Source organism: Alphaproteobacteria bacterium (assembly GCA_017308135.1).
Lineage (GTDB): Bacteria > Pseudomonadota > Alphaproteobacteria > CACIAM-22H2 > CACIAM-22H2 > Tagaea.
This window is the reverse complement of the sequence record JAFKFM010000010.1, coordinates 104,409-122,563: the sequence shown is the minus strand read 5'-3', so window position 1 is coordinate 122,563 and position 18,155 is coordinate 104,409. Positions and strand designations below refer to the sequence as shown.

18 protein-coding genes are annotated in these 18,155 nt (G+C 64.3%); 11 read left to right on the top strand and 7 right to left on the bottom strand.

Translation table 11 applies throughout. From position 1 onward, the window contains the following. The first annotated feature begins 60 nt into the window (after positions 1-60). The 5 genes from J0H39_17460 to J0H39_17440 are packed head-to-tail and all read left to right on the top strand — an operon-like array spanning position 61 to position 5,087. Positions 61-1,077 (top strand): ABC transporter substrate-binding protein, encoded by a 1,017-nt coding sequence (locus tag J0H39_17460; GenBank protein MBN9498542.1) that lies wholly within the window; start codon positions 61-63, stop codon positions 1,075-1,077. Positions 1,078-1,095: 18 nt separating this feature from the next. Next, the gene (locus J0H39_17455) at positions 1,096-1,872 is read left to right on the top strand and encodes an ABC transporter ATP-binding protein (GenBank protein ID MBN9498541.1); all 777 of its coding nucleotides are present in this window, start codon (positions 1,096-1,098) and stop codon (positions 1,870-1,872) included. Further along, positions 1,862-2,683, top strand: coding sequence for an ABC transporter permease (locus J0H39_17450; GenBank protein ID MBN9498540.1), 822 nt, complete (start codon positions 1,862-1,864; stop codon positions 2,681-2,683). The genes J0H39_17455 and J0H39_17450 overlap by 11 nt, the downstream gene beginning before the upstream one ends. Before the next feature lie 30 nt (positions 2,684-2,713). Continuing rightward, positions 2,714-4,078: an amidohydrolase family protein gene (locus J0H39_17445; GenBank protein MBN9498539.1), complete on the top strand. Its 1,365-nt coding sequence runs from the start codon at positions 2,714-2,716 to the stop codon at positions 4,076-4,078. Between the two features lie 13 nt (positions 4,079-4,091). Beyond that, entirely contained in the window at positions 4,092-5,087 is a 996-nt protein-coding gene (locus J0H39_17440) for an isopenicillin N synthase family oxygenase (GenBank protein MBN9498538.1), read from the top strand. A 370-nt stretch (positions 5,088-5,457) separates the two neighbouring features. On the opposite strand, the gene J0H39_17435 is transcribed toward J0H39_17440, so the two are convergent. The 5 genes from J0H39_17435 to J0H39_17415 all read right to left on the bottom strand — a co-directional run bounded on the left by J0H39_17435 (position 5,458) and on the right by J0H39_17415 (position 10,385). Continuing rightward, positions 5,458-6,192 carry an SDR family oxidoreductase gene (locus J0H39_17435; protein ID MBN9498537.1) on the bottom strand — a complete coding sequence of 245 codons (735 nt, stop codon included), beginning with the start codon at positions 6,190-6,192 and terminating at the stop codon, positions 5,458-5,460. Continuing rightward, the gene (locus J0H39_17430) at positions 6,186-7,205 is read right to left on the bottom strand and encodes a ketopantoate reductase family protein (protein MBN9498536.1); all 1,020 of its coding nucleotides are present in this window, start codon (positions 7,203-7,205) and stop codon (positions 6,186-6,188) included. Before J0H39_17430 ends, J0H39_17435 begins: the two co-directional genes overlap by 7 nt. Further along, positions 7,202-8,155, bottom strand: a complete 954-nt coding sequence (locus J0H39_17425; protein ID MBN9498535.1) for an isoaspartyl peptidase/L-asparaginase — start codon at positions 8,153-8,155, stop codon at positions 7,202-7,204. The genes J0H39_17430 and J0H39_17425 overlap by 4 nt, the downstream gene beginning before the upstream one ends. Positions 8,156-8,229: 74 nt before the next feature. Then, a complete protein-coding gene (locus J0H39_17420; protein MBN9498534.1) occupies positions 8,230-9,819 on the bottom strand; it encodes an ABC transporter substrate-binding protein in 1,590 nt (529 codons plus the stop codon). Between the two features lie 29 nt (positions 9,820-9,848). Beyond that, positions 9,849-10,385: a winged helix-turn-helix transcriptional regulator gene (locus J0H39_17415; GenBank protein ID MBN9498533.1), complete on the bottom strand. Its 537-nt coding sequence runs from the start codon at positions 10,383-10,385 to the stop codon at positions 9,849-9,851. Between the two features lie 104 nt (positions 10,386-10,489). Between J0H39_17415 and J0H39_17410 the strand changes: the two genes are divergently transcribed. Genes J0H39_17410 through J0H39_17385 form a run of 6 tightly spaced genes read left to right on the top strand, consistent with a single transcriptional unit; the run spans position 10,490 to position 15,897 of the window. Further along, on the top strand, positions 10,490-11,191 hold the full coding sequence (locus J0H39_17410) for a creatininase family protein (protein MBN9498532.1): 702 nt from the start codon (positions 10,490-10,492) through the stop codon (positions 11,189-11,191). A gap of 21 nt (positions 11,192-11,212) precedes the next feature. Beyond that, positions 11,213-12,187: an ABC transporter permease gene (locus J0H39_17405; GenBank protein MBN9498531.1), complete on the top strand. Its 975-nt coding sequence runs from the start codon at positions 11,213-11,215 to the stop codon at positions 12,185-12,187. Continuing rightward, positions 12,184-13,062: an ABC transporter permease gene (locus J0H39_17400; protein ID MBN9498530.1), complete on the top strand. Its 879-nt coding sequence runs from the start codon at positions 12,184-12,186 to the stop codon at positions 13,060-13,062. Before J0H39_17405 ends, J0H39_17400 begins: the two co-directional genes overlap by 4 nt. Next, positions 13,059-14,030, top strand: coding sequence for an ABC transporter ATP-binding protein (locus J0H39_17395; protein MBN9498529.1), 972 nt, complete (start codon positions 13,059-13,061; stop codon positions 14,028-14,030). Before J0H39_17400 ends, J0H39_17395 begins: the two co-directional genes overlap by 4 nt. Next, positions 14,027-15,022 (top strand): ATP-binding cassette domain-containing protein, encoded by a 996-nt coding sequence (locus J0H39_17390; GenBank protein ID MBN9498528.1) that lies wholly within the window; start codon positions 14,027-14,029, stop codon positions 15,020-15,022. Before J0H39_17395 ends, J0H39_17390 begins: the two co-directional genes overlap by 4 nt. Next, complete coding sequence (locus tag J0H39_17385; GenBank protein MBN9498527.1) at positions 15,019-15,897, top strand: polysaccharide deacetylase; 879 nt, start codon at positions 15,019-15,021, stop codon at positions 15,895-15,897. Before J0H39_17390 ends, J0H39_17385 begins: the two co-directional genes overlap by 4 nt. Positions 15,898-16,289: 392 nt before the next feature. Here J0H39_17385 and J0H39_17380 read toward each other — a convergent pair whose 3' ends face one another. Both J0H39_17380 and J0H39_17375 read right to left on the bottom strand, forming a co-directional pair. Beyond that, positions 16,290-17,123, bottom strand: coding sequence for a carbohydrate ABC transporter permease (locus tag J0H39_17380; GenBank protein ID MBN9498526.1), 834 nt, complete (start codon positions 17,121-17,123; stop codon positions 16,290-16,292). Beyond that, positions 17,116-18,021, bottom strand: coding sequence for a sugar ABC transporter permease (locus J0H39_17375; protein ID MBN9498525.1), 906 nt, complete (start codon positions 18,019-18,021; stop codon positions 17,116-17,118). Before J0H39_17375 ends, J0H39_17380 begins: the two co-directional genes overlap by 8 nt. Between the last annotated feature and the right edge of the window lie 134 nt (positions 18,022-18,155).

Genomic DNA, 18,155 nt, shown 5'->3' with positions numbered 1-18,155 from the left:
CTCGATCGCCCCCGCCCCGCTTGCCGCAACGGGGCCGTCATACAAAAGGAGTCCCCGCGCATGTTCCCGACCGTGCCGTTCGGCCGCCGCAGCTTCGGCGCCGCCGTATTCCTGACGGCCGCGGCGCTCGCCGCGCCCGTGCAGGCCCAGGATCGCGTCACGCTCCAGTTGGATTGGATCCCGACGGGCGAATACGCGATCTATTACAACGCGATCGACAACGGCTTTTTCCGCGAGCAGCGCCTGGAAGTGACGATCAATCGCGGCCAGGGTTCCGGCGACACGATCCGTCGCGTGGCTGCCGGCACGGCCGAGTTCGGCGTCGCCGACATTGCGACCGTGATGACCGCGCGTCAGCGCAGCGCGGACAGCCGCGTGAAGGCCGTAATGCCGGTCTACACCAAGCCGCCGCATTCCTTGTTCGTCGTCAAGGGATCGGGGATCACCAATTTCAAGGGTCTGGAAGGCAAACGCGTGGGCACGACGCCCGGCAACAGCCATCAGATCTATCTGCCGCTGCTCGCCGCCGCGAATAATTTCGACCCCAACAAGATCAATTGGGTGACGACCGATCCGGGCGCCATGGGCGCCATGCTGATCAACGGTCAGCTCGACGCCGCACCGTTCTTCCAGACGCACCAGTATTTCCAGAACAAGCAGGCGCAGCGCTTCAATCGCGAGATCGAGGCTATTCCCTACGCCAATTTCGGGCTGGATGCTTATGCGTCCACCATCATCGCGTCGGATACGATGATCGAGCGCAACCCCGATCTCATCAAGCGCTTCCTCGCCGCGCTGCAAAAGTCGTTCGTCTGGGCGCGCGACAACCAGCAAGCCGCCGCGGTTATCCACAACAAGCACCATCCCCAAATCGACGTCGACGACGCGCTGGGGTCGCTGCGCACGGGCCTCACCTTCGTGTTCAACGACGTCACGACGCGCGATCGCCTGGGCCAGTTTTCGGCCGAACGCCTGCGGCTGACCTATGATCTGGTCGCACGCACGCAGCAACTCGACGCGAATATCGACCCGGGTAGTTTCGTGGCGACGGGCCTGGCCCCCGCGTCCGGCTCCTGACGCGATAGGCGGGCGCGCTTGATCGAAATCGACCGGGTCGACCAGGTCTTCCGCGCCCGCGACGGCGCCGGCGTCGTCGCGTTGCGCGACGTTTCGCTGCGCGTCGAGGCGAACAGTTTCGTCTGCATCGTCGGACCGTCGGGCTGCGGCAAGTCCACGTTGCTGCGGCTGATCGCCGGTTTGATCCCGTGCACGCGTGGAACGATCGCGGTGTCCGGCCGGCGCGTGGACGGCCCGCGCGAAGAAGTGGGTTTCGTGTTCCAGAAACCCACGCTTCTGCCTTGGGCCAGCGTTCTCGACAACGTGCTGATGCCCTTGAAGCTGATGGGGCGCCCGACCGAAGGCCCGCGCGACCGCGCGATGGAGCTCCTCGACATGGCCGGCCTCGCCGGTTTCGAGCATAAACTGCCCGGCGAATTGTCCGGCGGCATGCAGCAGCGCGCCGCGATCTGCCGGGCGTTGATCCACGATCCGCCGATCCTGCTGATGGACGAGCCGTTCGGCGCGCTTGACGCGCTGACGCGCGAGGAAATGTCGCTCGAATTGCTGCGCATCTGGACGGAGCGGCGCAAGACGATCGTCTTCGTCACCCATTCGATCAGCGAAGCGGTGCTGCTCGCCGACCAGGTGGTGGTGATGTCCGCCCGGCCGGGCCGGATCGACCGGGTGATCGACGTGAACGTGCCCCGCCCGCGCAGCTTCGACCAGCAAGGCGATCCAGAATTTCAGCGCGTCTCCCATGCCGTGCGCGAACTGATCTACGCGAACCGCAAAGTGGCCGCCGATGCGCCCTGACGACGATCGTGGCGAACCCGAATTGCCGCCGGGCCCCACGGCGGCCAAGCGCGCGTTGCGCGCGGCCACACCATGGCTGGCGGTCGTGGGGTTATTCGTGCTGTGGGAAGTCGCCGTTCGTGCTTTCCGCATTCCCGACTATCTGTTGCCGGCGCCGCTGGAAATCTGGTCGCAGACCTGGGCGCTGAAAGCCTCGGTCGCCGCGCACACGCTCGCGACGCTCGAGACCATTCTTTATGGCTTCGTTTTGGCGGCGGTCATCAGCTTGCCCTTGGCGGTACTCGTGACCGCCTCGCCCGCGATCGCGTCGGCGGTCTATCCGCTGCTGGTGATCGTCCATTCGATCCCCAAAGTGGCGCTGGCGCCCGTGCTGGTCGTCGCCTTGGGGGCGAACGAATTGCCGCGTATCGCGATCACGTTCCTCGTCTGCTTCTTTCCGCTGGTGATTTCCATCGCGGCCGGGTTGCTGGCGGTGCCCAGCGAATACGTGGAACTGTGCCGCGCCTGCCGCGCGTCGCGCGCGCGCGAGCTGTGGCGCGTGCGCCTGCCCTACGCCGTACCGTTCATCTTCAGCGGCCTGAAGGTCGCGATCACGCTCGCCGTGGTCGGCGCGGTGGTCGGGGAGTTCGTCGCATCCGAAAAAGGGCTCGGCTATCTGATCCAATCCTCCACCGCCTTTTTCAAGACGCCGCTCGCCTTCGGCGCGATCGTGATCCTGGCGATCATCGGCATCGCGCTGTTCCAGGCCGTGGTCGCGATCGAACGCGCCTTCTTCCCCTGGGCCGTGTCCGACGACCGGTTCCGCGAATAACAAAAGCGTCCGCACGAGGAGCCCCGAGAGATGACCAAGACCTATATTTCCGCCGATTGGATCCTGCCGATGGCGGGCGACGAATTCGCGATCGCCGATGGCGCGATCGTTTTCGAGAACGACAAGATCGTCGCGGTCGGCAAGGCCAAGGATCTCGCCCGGCACAAGGAGACGGCCACAACCGTGCGCGACCTGACCGGCTATGCGGTGATGCCGGGCCTCGTCAACACGCATACCCATGTCGCGGGCGCGATCACCAAGGCGATGACGGAAGACGTGTCCGGCTATGGCGGCGCCTTCAAAGTGGCGTTACCGCTGCACGAGCACTACGTGCGCCAAGAGGACGTCTATCTTCCCGGCCTGCTGCACGCGGTCGAGATGCTGCGCACGGGCACCACGACGATCAACGAATGCTGGTGGCACCAGCCGGAATCCGCGAAGGTGATCCGCGACGCCGGCATTCGCGGCGTGGTCGCGGCCGAGATCCGGGAGATGGATTCCTCCGAAGCCGGCTTCGGCAATATGGAGCGCAACTGGAACCGGCGCATGGCCGACGAAGGGATCGAGGAGGCGATCGATCTCATTGAGAACTGGCACGGCAAGGCCGACGGGCGCATCACCTGCCGCGTGGCGCCGGACGGCCCCGATCGCTGCACGCCCAAACTGCTGGTGGAGCTGAAGGAACTTGGCGACAAATACGGCGTCGGCTTGCACGCGCATACCGCCTCGATCCCCGGCGAAGCGGAGTTCATGCTCCACAATTACGGCAAGCGCACGATCCACTTCCTCAACGATCTGGGCCTGCTCGGGCCCGGCTATGTCGGCGCGCATTGCGCATTCGTCGACGACAGCGAGATCGAAGTGATGCGCGAAACCGGCATGCATATGGCGCACACCGCTTATCTGGTCGCCAAGCGCGGCTACTACCCGCCGATGGAGAAAATCTACAAGGCGGGCGTATCGGTCGCCCTGGGTTCCGATTGGCTGTCCAACGACATGTGGAAGGTGATGCGCTTTGCGGCGCTGATCCCGCGCATCCTCAGCAACAATGTCGGCATCCGTTCGGGCAAGGACGTGCTGCGTATGGCCACGATCGGCGGCGCCCAGGCGCTGGGCATGGCGGACGAGATCGGCTCGCTGGAAGCCGGCAAGAAGGCCGATATCATCGCGATCGACATGCGCGCGGCCTGGTTCCATCCCTTCCGCGACGAGGATCTTGCGGCCAATCTCGTATTCAACGGCAACTCGACCGACGTGCGCGAGGTCTATGTGAACGGCAAGCACGTCGTCGCCGACGGCCAAATGAAGGATATCGACGAACGCAAGCTGATCGGCGAAGCGCGCGCGGTCGCCCAATCGGTCTGGGACCGCGCAGCGCCGCTGTTCGCACGCTGAGCGGGGACGCGCGATGACGACCGCAGCCGCCTCCGTCCCCGTCGTCGACGTCTCGGGTCTCGCGTCGCCGGACGTCGAAGTCCGCCGCCGCACCGGCAAGGAAATTCGTCGGATCTACGAGGATCTCGGATTTCTCTACATCGCCGGCCACGGCGTGCCGCAGGCGATGATCGACGGCGCCTTCGCGGCCAGCCGGCGATTCCACGCGCTGCCGCTCGAATCGAAGATGGCGCTGAAGATCAACGCGGCGCATCGCGGCTATATGGGCATGGCGACGTCGACGATCGTCACCTCATCTGTCGCCAAGGTCACGCGGCCCAATCTCAGCGAGTCGCTGATGCTGCTCCACGAACTCGCGCCGGACGATCCCGACGTGCTGGCGGGCAAGCCCTTGCAGGGGCCCAATCAATGGCCGCCCGAGCTGCCCGAGTTCCGCGGCGAGATGCTCGCCTATATGGCGGCGCTTGAAGCCTTAGCACGCCGTTTCACCGGCGCCATCGCGCTCGCCTTCGATCAGCCGGAGGATTGGTTCGCACCCCATTTCCACAAGCCGACGACTTGGCTGCGGCTGCTGCATTACCCGCCGCAGCCGCCCGACGACGACGCGCAGTTCGGCTCGGCGCCGCACACCGATTACGGGTTTCTGACGTTTCTCGCGCAGGACTCGACCGGCGGTCTGGAAGTGCGCGGCAACGACGGCGCTTGGATTCCGGCACCGCCCATTCCCGGCACGTTCGTCGTCAACGTCGCCGATATCCTGATGCGCTGGACCGACGGCATCCTGCGCTCGACGCCGCACCGCGTGCGCAATCTTTCGGGAAAAGATCGGTACTCGCTGCCGTATTTCTATGATCCGTCGATGGACAGCGTCGTCGAACGCATGCCGGGCCTCAACGCTGACACGGCCCCACGTTGGTCCGCCGTCCACTTCGGCGAATACGTGATGGAACGGCTTGATAAGAACTACGCGTACCGCATCAAGGGAAACGCGGGCAACGGAGCTCCGTAGCTACTCGTTTTGCCAATTTCGTTTCATCATTGGCTTAGGCATGCCCGTCATCAGCACAATCTGGACGCTTTGAGTCGTTTTGTAGAAAAAATGAGAACAAGGCCTTGAAAGACGAAACTCGATAAGTCGTAGCTTTAATAGGCTTCATTTTTTAGTCGGAGCGGCGGGATTCGAATCCCGTGCGGCATCGCCGCGAGCCCAGTCCCCCAGACCGTGTAAAATCCAATTATTTCAAAATCGCTTTCCACAATTGCGAGGCGTTTTAGGGCCTTTTGTAGAAAATGAGATCGCCTCTTTTTCAGCGGCTGGGCGACGACCGAATTCTCGACGCGTAAACCGAGTGTCAATTAAGCGCGCGTATACGGTACGATCAGGATCGGCCGCCGTCGACCGACAAAATCTGACCGGTAACCCACGCGGCCTGTTCGCTCGCCAGGAACGTCACGGCGTTCGCGATATCCTGCGCGACGCCCAGGCGACGCGTATGGATGCTTTGCACCAGCCGCGCCTGGCCTTCGGCGCCATAGGCTTCCCATTGCCGCTCGGTCGCCGGGTTCGAGCGCACGAAGCCCGGCGCCACGGAGTTGGCCGTGATGCCGAACGGCCCAAGGTCTTGGCTCAATTGTTTGGTTAGGCCAACCAGCGCGTGCTTGGCCGCCGTATAGGCTTGGATACCGGTTAGGCTCGGGCGCAAGCCCGCGCCGGAGGAGATCGTAACGATCCGCCCCCAACCCTTCGCGCGCATCGGTACGGATGCGGCCTGCGCGAGCCAAAACTGCGCATCGACATTCGCTTCGAAGATCGCACGCCAGCCGGCCTCGTCGACCTTATCGATCGGCCCGCCGACCTGGCCGCGCACGCCGCCGGCGGCCCCGACCAGAATATCGACCTGACCGATCTTGGCGACGAGATCGTGGCAGGCCGCCCGGCCGCCGAGATCGGCGCGATGCGCCGTATAGGCAACCGGATCGGCCCAATCGATCGCGGCGATATCGGCAAGATGGAGCTTGGCCCCCGCCGCGTGCAGCGTTTCGGCGATGGCACGGCCAATCCCCTGCGCCGCCCCCGTCACCAAGGCGGTCTTGCCGTCGAACCGGATCAGCATAGGGCGAGCAACTCCGCGAAGGTTTCGTAAGCCATCGGCTTCTTGCCGTCCTCGATCGCGTGGATCAGCTCGACCAGCTTGGCGAGGACGGGGGTATCCACGCCCACCTCGCGCGCCAATTCGACGATGATGCCGATCTGCGGATCGATCTCGGTCTTGCGTTTGCGCACCGCCAGATCGCGATAGATGCCCGAGTGAGTCTTGGCCGTGTAGCGATTATGCTCGGCCAATCGCGCGATCGTCGCTTGAGCGCGATCAAGGGCCGCTTCCGGCATGAAATCGGCGGGATCGAAGCCGTTGAACCCGACGGGCGCGATCTTGCGCGCGCGAGCGGCGGCCATGACTTCACGCCCCAATGCGACGAAGACCGGCGTGCGACGCGGATCTTCGAAATTCGCGGTCATGCTGTCCATGGTCAGCGCCGTCGCGAACAACATGGCGCCGTAGGCGAGCTTGCCCCACAGATAGCCCCAAATATTGTCGGTCAGCACGGCGTCGGGCTCGAAGCCTTTCAGCAATTCGAACATCGCTTGCGTGCGCGGGGCGTTCTTGCCGTCGATTTCGCCGACCACGACGGCCGCCCGGTTACCGAACAGGATTTCGCCCGGCCCATGCCAATCGGCGCCGAAATTGACGAAGCAACCCATCGTGCGCGATGCGCCCGCGCGCTTGGCGATGGCGATTTCGTTGAGGCCGTTTTGCGCCGACAGGATGTAGCCGTCCGCCGCGAGATGCGGCAGCAGCTTGTCGAGCGCCGCCTCGGTCGCTTGCGCCTTCACCGCCAGCACGATGCGCGAATAAGTGCCCTTCAATTCGTCGGGCGTGGCGGCGGGCACGACGATCGTGAAATCCTCGATCGGCCCGAAGATATGAAGCCCGCGCGTGCGGCAGGTTTCGACATGCGCCTTTTCGATATCGACGAGCAGCACGTCGTGCCCCGCGCGCTTCCAATAGGCGCCGAGCGTGCTGCCGATGGCGCCCGCCCCCCAAATCAGGATCGGATCGCTTTTCATGCCGTCTCCGCGAATTCTTCGGCGTGCGTGGCGACAACCAAGCGGCCGTCATCCGCGATCCAGCCGCGCGCCATACCCAGCGTGTTGTAGGGCGCGTAAACATGGCCCTTCGCGTCGATGGCCGCGAAGCCCGCCCCGATGCCGTGACTTTTCAGCACGTCGAACACCAATGCGTCGACGGATTCTTTGAACGCATGCTTGCCGTAATCCATACGTGCGGCGATGTCGTAGGCCGCCGCGTTGCGGATGAAGAACTCGCCCTGCCCCGTGCCCGAGACGGCGACCACACCGTTGCGCGCATAAGTGCCCGCCCCGACGATGGGGGTATCGCCGACGCGGCCGACCGGCTTGTTGTTGAAGCCGCCGGTCGAGGTCGCGGCGGCGAGATTGCCTGCGCGATCCAGCGCTACAGCCCCCACCGTGCCGTGACGCTCGGCTTCGCTGGCCGCCTTCAGCGTGCCCGACGCCGCGCGGCGTTTGAGCGAGGCGAGCGCGTCCAAGCGGCGCTGGGTCGTGAAATAGGAATTCTCGACGATCGCCAAACCTTGACGCTTGGCGAATTCGTCGGCGGCATCGCCCGCGATAAGAACGCAGTCGCTGCGCTCCATCACCGCGCGCGCGGCCTTGATCGGATTGCGGATGCGTTTGACGGTGCAAACCGCCCCCGCGCCCTTCGTGGCGCCATCCATGATCGACGCGTCGAGCTCGTGCGTCGAATCCGCCGTCAACGCGGCGCCATGCCCGGCGTTGAAATGGGGACTGTCCTCCATCACCACGACGGCCGCCTCGACCGCGTCGAGCGCCTTCCCGCCTTTCGACAACACGGCCCAGGCGGCGCGCACCGACGCGGCCAGGTGCGCGCGCGTTTCGGCCCATTCGGCCGGCGTCAGCAGCGACTTATCCAGCGTGCCGCAGCCGCCATGGATGCAAATGCCGATCGGACCGGCCATACCGTTTCACTCCATACAATAAAAGCCGGGCCCGTCCCGCCCAACAAATGCGAAACGGGCCCGGTCGTAGTGGCTTAGTTAGCGGGCTTGATGTCCATCGCCAGCGTGTCTTCGTCTACGCGCGGGGCGATCTTCACCTTGGCCTTCTGCATCGCCCAGGCCGAACCGACCGCGACGATCGGCAGACGCTGACGATCCTCCAACACGATCGCGTTGACTTCGGCGAGTTGCGCGCGGCGCTTCGCTTCATCCAGTTCCACCGCCGCGTCCTGCAGCAGCTTGTCGGCGCGCGGGTTCTTGTAACCGAGCACGTTGAAGGCCCCCATGCGCACCGACGCGTCGTTCGAATGGATCAGCGACGACAGCGTGTAATGCGCCTCGCCCGTCAGCGTGCCCCAGCCCGACATCGAGGCCGAGAATTCGCCGCGCGTGCGCGCCGGGAAGAACGCAGCGGCCGGCGTGGCGGCGGCGGTCGCGTCGATGCCCACGGCTGCGAGCATCTGCGCGATCGACGTGCCGACGGCGCTGTCGCCCGGCAGGCGGTCGTTCGTGAACGCGAAGCGCATGCGGAACCCGTTCGGGAATCCCGCTTCGGCCAGCAGGCGGCGTGCCGCGGCCGGATCGTAGACGCGCTCGGGCAGCGTGGTGTTGAAGCCGAAGATCGACGGCGTCACCAGCTGGTTGACCGGCTTGCCAAGCCCTTCCATCGCGATCTCGGCCAGCGCCTTGCGGTCGATCGCCAAATCGATCGCTTGGCGCACGCGCAAGTCGCGCAGCGGGTTGGCGGGCAGCGGCGAACCGTCCTTGGCGGAAAGCTGCCCGGCGGGCGGCGTCTCGCGCATGTCGAGTTCGGCGTTGAACACGTAGACCGTGTCGACCGTCGTCACTTCGAGCCGCGTGTCGCGGCGCAACGTCGCGAGATCGGTCGCCGGAACGCGCGTGATCAGGTCGAGCTGGCCCGCGCGAAGCTGCGCCACGCGCGCGGCATCGTTCGGGATCTCGCGGCGGACATGGCGCGCCCAGGGCTCCTTCGGGCCCCAGTAAGCGTCGTTGCGGTCGAGCACCAGATCGCCGCGCGGGCTCCACGACACGTATTTATAGGGGCCCGTGCCGATCGCGGCCTTGCCGGTGTTGAACGCTTCGTTCGCCGTTTCCTTCGTCAGGCCCGCCGCCGCGCGATGCGACACGATGAACAGGCGGATGAAGTCGTTGGGCAGGATCGGCGCCGGGCCGTCGGTGATGATATGCACCGTATGCGGATCGACGATCTTCACTTCCTTCACGCGGCGCACATAGATCGTCGTCGGGTTCGGGCCCGCGACGACCGGGATGCGTTCGATCGAGAACTTCACGTCCTCGGCCGTGAAATCCGAACCGTCGTGGAATTTGACGCCGCGACGCAGCTTGAATTCCCACGTCGTCGGATCGACCACGCGCCAGCTTTCGGCGAGGCGCGGCTGCACCTCCAGCCCGCTGCCCGACCAGGTCAGCGTGTCAAACACGTGCTTCAGCGCTTCGGCGTGCGAGCCGGTCGCGGTGAAATGCGGATCGATCGAATCCGGACCGCCGCGAACACCGATGGTGAGCGTCTGCGCCGCCGCGTTGCCCGCGGCGAGCGCCATACCCAGGGCCGCGAGACGGGCCCATTTGGCAAGGTTGGACATGGTGGACTCCTTTTTAAGGCGATGGGGTTTCATGCGATGATCGTGGGCCAGTTGCTTTGATTGAGGATGACCTTGTCGAGCAGCTTCTTGAGCGTGCGGCGTTCGGCCGGACTCAACGACGACGCCATCGCCGCTTCGTGGGCGACGAGGGCCGGAATGGTGATCTCCGCCATCTGCCGGCCGCGCGGCGTCAGCGTCAGGATCAAACGCCGGCGATCCTTGGGATCGGCGCGGCGCGTGATCATCTTGCGTTGCATCAGCCCGGCCACGCCCCGGCTCAACGTGTTCTTGGGCCGCGCCGTCGATGCGACGATATCGTCGGCGGTGATACCGTCCTTCAGTGCCAGCGCGTACAGCACCACATGTTCGGGCGCGGTCAGCCCATGCACCGCCTCGACCCAGTCGTAGACCGGCTGGTTGAAATGATGGGCGACGAAATTGACGCGGAAGGACAGCCAGCAGGGATTTTCCCACAGCTTCGCGGCGAGCATCGGATGAAGTCCCGACGCCTGCTTCGCCTTCCCCGTCCCCTTGTTTTTCGCCGTTCGCGCCGGCTTCGCGGTCATGGAACCTCGCTCAGGAACGAACTTAGCTTGACGCACCGCAACAGGCGCCGTCAAGATACTGGTTCCAGCCGGAACCAATTTTTCTTTTGGGGAGCGTTTAGAAAATGCGCGTCGTCGACATGAACTGGATGCAGCTCGAAGCGCGGGCGAAGGCCGACGATCGCGCCGTGCTGCCGATCGGGTCGATCGAACAGCACGCTTATTTGAGCCTGGGCGTGGACGCGATCCTGGCCGAGCGCATGGCGATCGAGGCGGCCGCCCCCGTCGGCACGCCGGTCTACCCGGTGCTAAGCTACGGATTGACCCCGAATTTCGTCGATTATCCCGGCACGGTCACGCTGCGCCTGACGACGCTGATCGCCCTGGTCCAGGACGTACTGGAAGGGATCGCGCGCGCCGGCTTCAAGCGCATCGTGATCGTCAACGGGCATGGCGGCAACGACCCCGCCAAGGGCGCGGTCCTGGAGTGGCTCGACCGCCATCGCGGCTGCCAAGTTAAGTGGCATAATTGGTGGAACGCGCCGAAAACTTGGGCGAAGGTAAAAGCGATCGATCCCGTCGCCTCGCACGCATCCTGGATGGAGAACTTCCCCTGGACGCGCATCGGCAATGTCGCGATGCCCTCGACGCAAAAGCCGATGGTCGATCTCGCCCGCCTGCCCCAATTCGATCCGGGCGAGAAGAAGCGCCTGCTCGGCGACGGCAATTTCGGCGGCTATTATCAGCGCGAGGACACGGACATGCTCGCCCTTTGGGAAACGGGCGTGGACGAAACGCGCGAAGCCATTCTCGGCGGCTGGGGTTGAGGGACGGCGCGAAAGACGGAAATGCTCGGTTTCGTCATCCAACGCTTTCTGCAAGCCGTCGCGGTGATGCTCGTCATCTCCGCGCTGGTCTTCGTCGGCGTTTACGGCATCGGCAATCCGATCGACGTCATCATTTCGCCGGACGCGACGCAGCAAATCCGCGAAGCGGCGATCCGCGCCTACGGCCTCGATCAGCCGCTGTGGGTTCAATATCGCGATTTCCTGCTGCGTCTGCTCAGCGGCGATTTCGGCCGCTCGTTCATCTTCAACATGCCGGTGCTGGAGCTGATCTTCTCGCGACTGCCGGCGACGCTCGAACTCACCCTCGCCGCCGTGATAGGCGCCACGCTGTTGGGCGTGCCGCTCGGCATGTATGCCGGCTACAAGCCCGATTCCGCCTTCGCGCGGATCGTGATGACCGTGTCGGTCCTCGGCTTTTCGGTACCGACCTTCTGGATCGGTCTCGTTCTCATCTTCGCGTTCGCCGTCCAACTCGGCTGGCTGCCGGCGGGCGGGCGCGGCGCCACGGCGATGCTGTTCGGCGTCGAATGGAGCTTTCTGACGCGCGAGGGCTTGACGCATTTGCTGCTGCCGGCGCTGAACCTATCGCTGTTCAAGTTCGCGATGATGGTGCGCCTGGCGCGCGCGGGCACGCGCGAAGCGATTTTGGGCGATGTCGTACGCTTCGCGCGCGCGGCGGGCGAAAGCGAATTGACGATTCTGCGCCGCCATGTGCTGCGCTTGATCGCGATCCCGATCGTTACCGTGTTCGGGCTCGAGTTCGGCTCCACCCTCGCCTTCGCCGTGGTGACGGAGACGATCTTTTCCTGGCCGGGCGTGGGCAAGCTCATCATCGACAGCATTTCGTTGCTCGACCGACCGGTAATGGTGGCCTATCTGATGCTGGTCGCGTTCCTGTTCATCATGATCAATTTCCTGGTCGATATCGCCTACGCGGCGCTCGATCCGCGTTTGCGCATGGGGGCGAAACGATGAGCGAAACATCGCCCATCGCCCGCTTTTGGGCGGAGTTTCGCGCCAACCGCATCGCGGTCGCGGCCCTCGCCGTCGTCGCCGCGATCGTGCTGCTTGCCGTGTTCGCCCCGCTCTATGCGCCGCAAAACCCGTACGACCTCGCCAATCTCGTGTTGATGGATGCGCGTCGGCCGCCCGGCTATGTCGGGTCGAAGGGCTTCACCCATTGGCTGGGCACCGACGCGCAAGGGCGCGACCTGCTCTCCGCGATCCTTTACGGGTTGCGCGTCTCGCTCAAGGTCGGGCTCGCCGCGGGGGCCGTCGCCTTCGTGTTGGGCGCGACGCTGGGCGCCCTCGCCGCCTTCATGGGCGGCAAGATCGAAATCCTGATCATGCGGATCGTCGATCTGCAGCTTTCCTTCCCGGCGATCCTGCTGGCCCTCGTTCTCGTGGCGCTGCTGGGTCAAGGCCAATGGCAATTGATCGCGGCCCTCGTCACCGCGCAATACGCGTATTTCGCGCGCACGGCGCATGGCGCGGCAACGGCCGAGCGCGCCAAGGATTACGTGGCTGCAGCATTGTCCACACCATTGTCGTCGGCACGCGTCGTGTTCCGCCACATCCTGCCCAACTGCCTGCCGCCGCTGATCGTCGTCGCGACGGTGCAGGTCGCGAACTCGATCGCGCTGGAAGCCACGCTCTCCTTCCTCGGCCTTGGCCTGCCGGTGACGGAGCCGTCGCTGGGCATGCTGATCGCCAACGGCTTCCAAGTGCTGCTCTCGGGCCGCTATTGGATCTCGATCTACCCCGGCGTCGCGCTGATCGTGTTGATCGTCGCGATCAATCTGGTCGGGGATCAAGTGCGCGACCAGTTGAACCCGAGGCTGCGGCGATGAGCGCGTTGCTGGAAATCCGCGATCTCGCGACGCATTTCGCGGCCGCCACCGGCGCCGTCAAGGCCGTGGACGGCGTGTCGTTCGACGTCCATGCGGGCGAGATCGTCGGCTTGGTCGGCGAGTCCGGCTCCGGCAAGACGATCACGGGATTCTCGATCCTCGGCCTGATCGATGCGCCCGGGCGCATCGTCGCGGGCTCGATCAAGCTCGAAGGGCGCGAGCTCGTCGGCTTGCCGCAAAGCGAGTTGCGCAAGCTGCGCGGCAAGCGCATCGCCATGGTGTTCCAGGATCCGTCGACCGCGCTCAATCCCGTTCTGTCGATCGGCGAGCAGATGCGTATGGCCTTGGCCGCGCATGAAAGCGTGAGCCGCGCCGCGGCCGACGCGCGCGCGCGCGATTTGTTGGCGCGCGTCGGCATTCCCGAGCCCGCGAAGCGGCTCGACGCCTTTCCGCATCAGCTTTCGGGCGGCATGCGCCAGCGCGTGGCGATCGCGATCGCATTGCTCAATCGCCCGTCGCTGATCGTGTGCGATGAGCCGACGACGGCGCTCGACGTGTCGATCCAAGCGCAGATCCTGGCGGAGATGCGCGATCTGGCGCGCGATTTCGGCACGGCGCTGATCTGGATTAGCCACGATCTTGCGACCGTATCCGTCCTCGCCAGCCGTTTGATCGTGATGTATGCGGGGCGCATCGTCGAAGACGGCCCGATCGGCGCGATCCTGCGGGTCCCCCGCCATCCCTATACGCGCGGGCTGCTCGACTCTCTGCCGTCGATGGCCGCCCCCGGCCAAGAACTGCGCCAGATTCCGGGCAGCATGCCTTCGCTCGCCAATCTGCCGCCGGGCTGCGCCTTCGCCCCGCGCTGCGCGTATGCCGATTCGGCTTGCACGGTCGCGCCGCCCACGCAGCGCGACGGCGAACGCGGCTGGCGCTGCCATCATCCGTTGGTCGCGGTGCCGGCATGAACGCGCTGATCGAAACCCGCGCCGTCGCCAAACGCTTCCGCGAAGCGCCAAGCTTGGGCGAGCGGATCGCGCGTCTGGTCGGGGCCGGTGGCGACGATCGCGCGGTGCATGCGGTCGACGGCATTTCGCTGTCGGTCGCCAAAGGCGAAGTGCTGGGCCTCGTCGGCGAATCCGGCTGCGGCAAATCCACGCTCGGCCGGATGATCGCGGGTATTCTGCCGCCCAGCGAAGGAGCGGCATTGATCGACGGCGTCCCCGCGATGAGCGGCGGCGCGCGCCCCGTGAAGACCACCACGCGCGTGCAGATGGTGTTCCAGGACCCCTTCGCTTCGCTCGACCCGCGCATGCGCATCGGCGACATCATCGCCGAAGGACCGGTCGCCAACGGCCTGATCAAGCAAAGCGAGGCGGCGGCCGACGTGGCGCGCTGGCTTGCGATGGTCGGGCTCGATCCATCGGCGGCCCAGCGCTATCCGCACCAATTCTCCGGCGGGCAACGCCAGCGCATCGCGATCGCGCGGGCATTGGCGATGCGCCCCGACGCGATCATCTGCGACGAACCCGTCGCCTCGCTCGACGTGTCGATCCAAGCGCAGATCGTCAATCTGTTCCTGAAATTGCGCCGCGAATTGGGGCTGACGATGATCTTCATCAGCCACGATCTGTCGCTGGTCCGGCATGTCAGCGATCGCGTCGCGATCATGTATTTGGGCCGCATCGTCGAAATCGGAAGTTCGCGCGAGATTTTCGCCGCGCCGCGCCATCCCTATACGCGCGCGCTGCTCGACAGCGCGCCGGCCTTACGGCTCGATGGCGAAGACGCCGCCGGGTTCAAGCCGATCCGGGGCGAATTGCCCTCGCCCATGGATCCGCCGCCGGGCTGCCATTTCCATGCGCGCTGCCCTTATGCGGACGCGACATGCCGCAGCATCGCGCCCGTCTTGGAGGGCGGCGTCGCCTGCCATCACCCGCTGAAGGAAGTTCCGTCATGACCGAACCGTGGCAATGGGAAGAAGCCGAATGGCGCAAGCGCGTGGCGAAAGTCCGCGCCGGACGCCGCCTGATGCCCAAGACTTGGCCCGGCGGGGCGCGCTGCGCCGTCGCACTCTCCTTCGATAGCGACCACGAAACGAACGAGCTGCGCGACGGCGGCGTGTCGATCGGGCGCATGTCGTGGGGCGAATACGGCGTGCGCCAAGGCGTGCCCCGTATTCTTGCGACACTCGCGAAGTCGAGCGTGCCCGCGACCTTCTTCGTGCCCGCCGTCGCCGCCCTGCTGCATCCCGAGGAACAGCAGCGCGTGATCGGCGAAGGCCACGAGATCGGTCTGCATGGCTGGATTCACGAGCTCAATTCCAACCTGCCCGAAGCGGTCGAACGCGATCTGCATTTGCGGTCGGCCGATACGCTGGAAAAGCTGCTCGGCAAGCGCGCCGTCGGCATGCGCACGCCGTCTTGGGATTTTTCGCCCGCGACGCTGAAAATCCAGCGCGAGATGGGCTTGCTCTACGATTCCTCGCTGATGGCCGACGACGATCCCTACGAGTTGATCGAAGATGGCGATCCGACCGGCATCGTCGAGCTGCCGGTCGAATGGATCCGCGACGATGCGCCTTATTTCAATATGAACCGTTTCGCGGCCTTGCGGCCCTATACGCCGCCGCCCGCCGTGCTCGATATTTTCCGGCGCGAATTCGACCGCGCCTGGGAAGAAGGCGGATTGTTCCTGCTGACCATGCATCCGCATGTGATCGGCTACCGGTCGCGGATCTTCATCCTTGAGGAACTGATCGCCCATATGAAGGCGAAAGGCGGCTGCTGGTTCGCCACGCACGAACAGGTCGCGCGCGCGTGCAAGGCCGCCTGATGCCATCCTGCTGATTCGAATGTGTCTACATTCAGAATCATCGAGAAACGCGTCGCGTCCAACAATACTCGTCTTCGTCGCGTAGGCTAGGTTAGCTATCGTGCGTCATTATGCTAGGTCCGTGACGAGCACAACGCCGAAGCCCGCCGCTGGTTTCCCAGGGCGGGCTTCTTCGTCTCTCGTGTGATGGTCGGAGCGGCGGGATTCGAACCCACGACCCCCAGTCCCCCAGACCGTATAAAACTTAGTTATTTCAATATTAATTTCCGAATTGTCGGGGCATTTTGAGGCCTTTTGTGGAAAATAGCGACATAGTAAACGTCGAGTATCGCATGCCGACATTTTGGAATACTCCGCAAGTAGCGGATCAGTTTTTGGACTGGTCGATACTTTCAGCTTTTGACGCTCCCGGCAGTAAGGCCGGCGATCAGGAAGCGCTGAAGTGCCAGGACGACGACGACGACGGGCACCAGCTGGATCGTCGCCGCCGCGAAGACGGCGCCCCACTTGACACCTTCGGCTGTGCTCAGCATCTCACCGATCACAACCGGTGCCGTGCGTGCCTCTGTCGTCGTGAAGATCATCGCGAAGACATATTCGTTCCACGCGAAGACGACGACGAAAAGCGTCAGCGCCACCAGGCCTTGGGCGCACAGCGGCAGGATCACGATGCGCAGCGTCTGCCACAATGTTGCGCCGTCGATCGCCGCCGCCTCCTCGAGCTCGATGGGGATCTGCGCGACGAACGAGCGCATCATCCAGGCACCGAGGCTGACATAAAACGCCGCGTAGAGAAGCACCAGAACCAGATGCGTATCGTTGAGCGCTAGACGGTTGAAGACCGGGAAAAGCGGCACGGTGACGACGATCGGCGGCAGCATGCGCACGACAATCATGAATAAAGCCGAGGCTTTGTAGCCCGCCGCCTTCGCCCGCGCGAAAACGTAGCCCGCGCCAAACGATGCGAGCAACGTCGCCAGCACGGCGAACACAGTGACGATAAGGCTGTTCACCAATCCGGTGAAGAACTCCGGATTGAATCGAGCGAGCATCCGGTAATTGTCGAAGGTCGGTACGAAGAACAGCCGGAAGGGAATCTCGAAGATATCCTTCGGTTCCTTGAACGACGACAGCGCCACGACGGCGATTGGCCCGACGCTCCATGCGAGCACGGCAACCAGCGCCACAAAACGCGCCAACGCCGAAATACAACTGTGCTTATGCATCGCGCCGCACCTCGCGCGCCATGCGGATCAGATAGGGGGTGGCGACCGCCAGCGACAACAGCAACATGCATACGCCGGCGGCCGATGCGGAGCCGAAATTCCGATACTGGAACGTCTCGCGATACAGATAGATCGCGAGCACTTCGGTCAATCGCGCCGGACCGCCGCGCGTCAGCAGCCAAACCTCGCCGAACAAGCGGATGGCGAATATGTACCGAAACAGGATTGCGACGAGGATCGCCGGCATGATGATCGGCACCTCGACGCGCCAGAAGCTCTGCCAGCGCCCGGCACCGTCGATCGACGCGGCCTCCAGCGTATCTTTCGGCACAGCCAGCAGCGCCGCATAGAGAATCAGAAACGTGAACGGCATGTGGTGCCAGATCGCAATGGTGCCCGACAATGTGAGCGCGGCCCACGGCTCGAAATCCCAGGGCAGCGGCGGCAATCCGGAGCGATCGATAAGCCGTGTGAGCAAGCCGAACTCCGGCTCCATCATGAATCGCCACATCACGATCCCGCTGCTCTCGGTGATGATGTAAGGCAACAGGATCGCGGCGATCACGATCTTGCGTCCGCTGCGGATACCGCGCACGAGCACAGCGACGCCCAGCCCCAGCGCAAGCTCGGCATAGACGATGGCATTAACGACGACGATCGTGTTCCACGACGCGCGCCAGAACGCGCGATCCGCGATCAGTCCCCAATAATTCGCCAAGCCCACGAATTCCGGATCGACGCCGAAGGTCGATTTCTGGAAACTCAGCCAAAAAATATAGACTGCCGGCACGGCAAGAAAGCCGAGCAACAGCAGCACGGCGGGCAACAGCAACAGCACATAGGCGCCGTGCCGATTATCCGAGCGATAACTCGCCTTTCGATCCGTCGCGGCGATCATTGAAACGACACGCTTGGCGGAAAACGGCATCTTTGATTTGTTCGTCTCACGTCGCTCCCCTCTGCGTGCGCGGCAGATGCGCTTGTGTAAATCTTCGAATCTATGTTGTCAACGTTGTAATTTTGAATTATAGC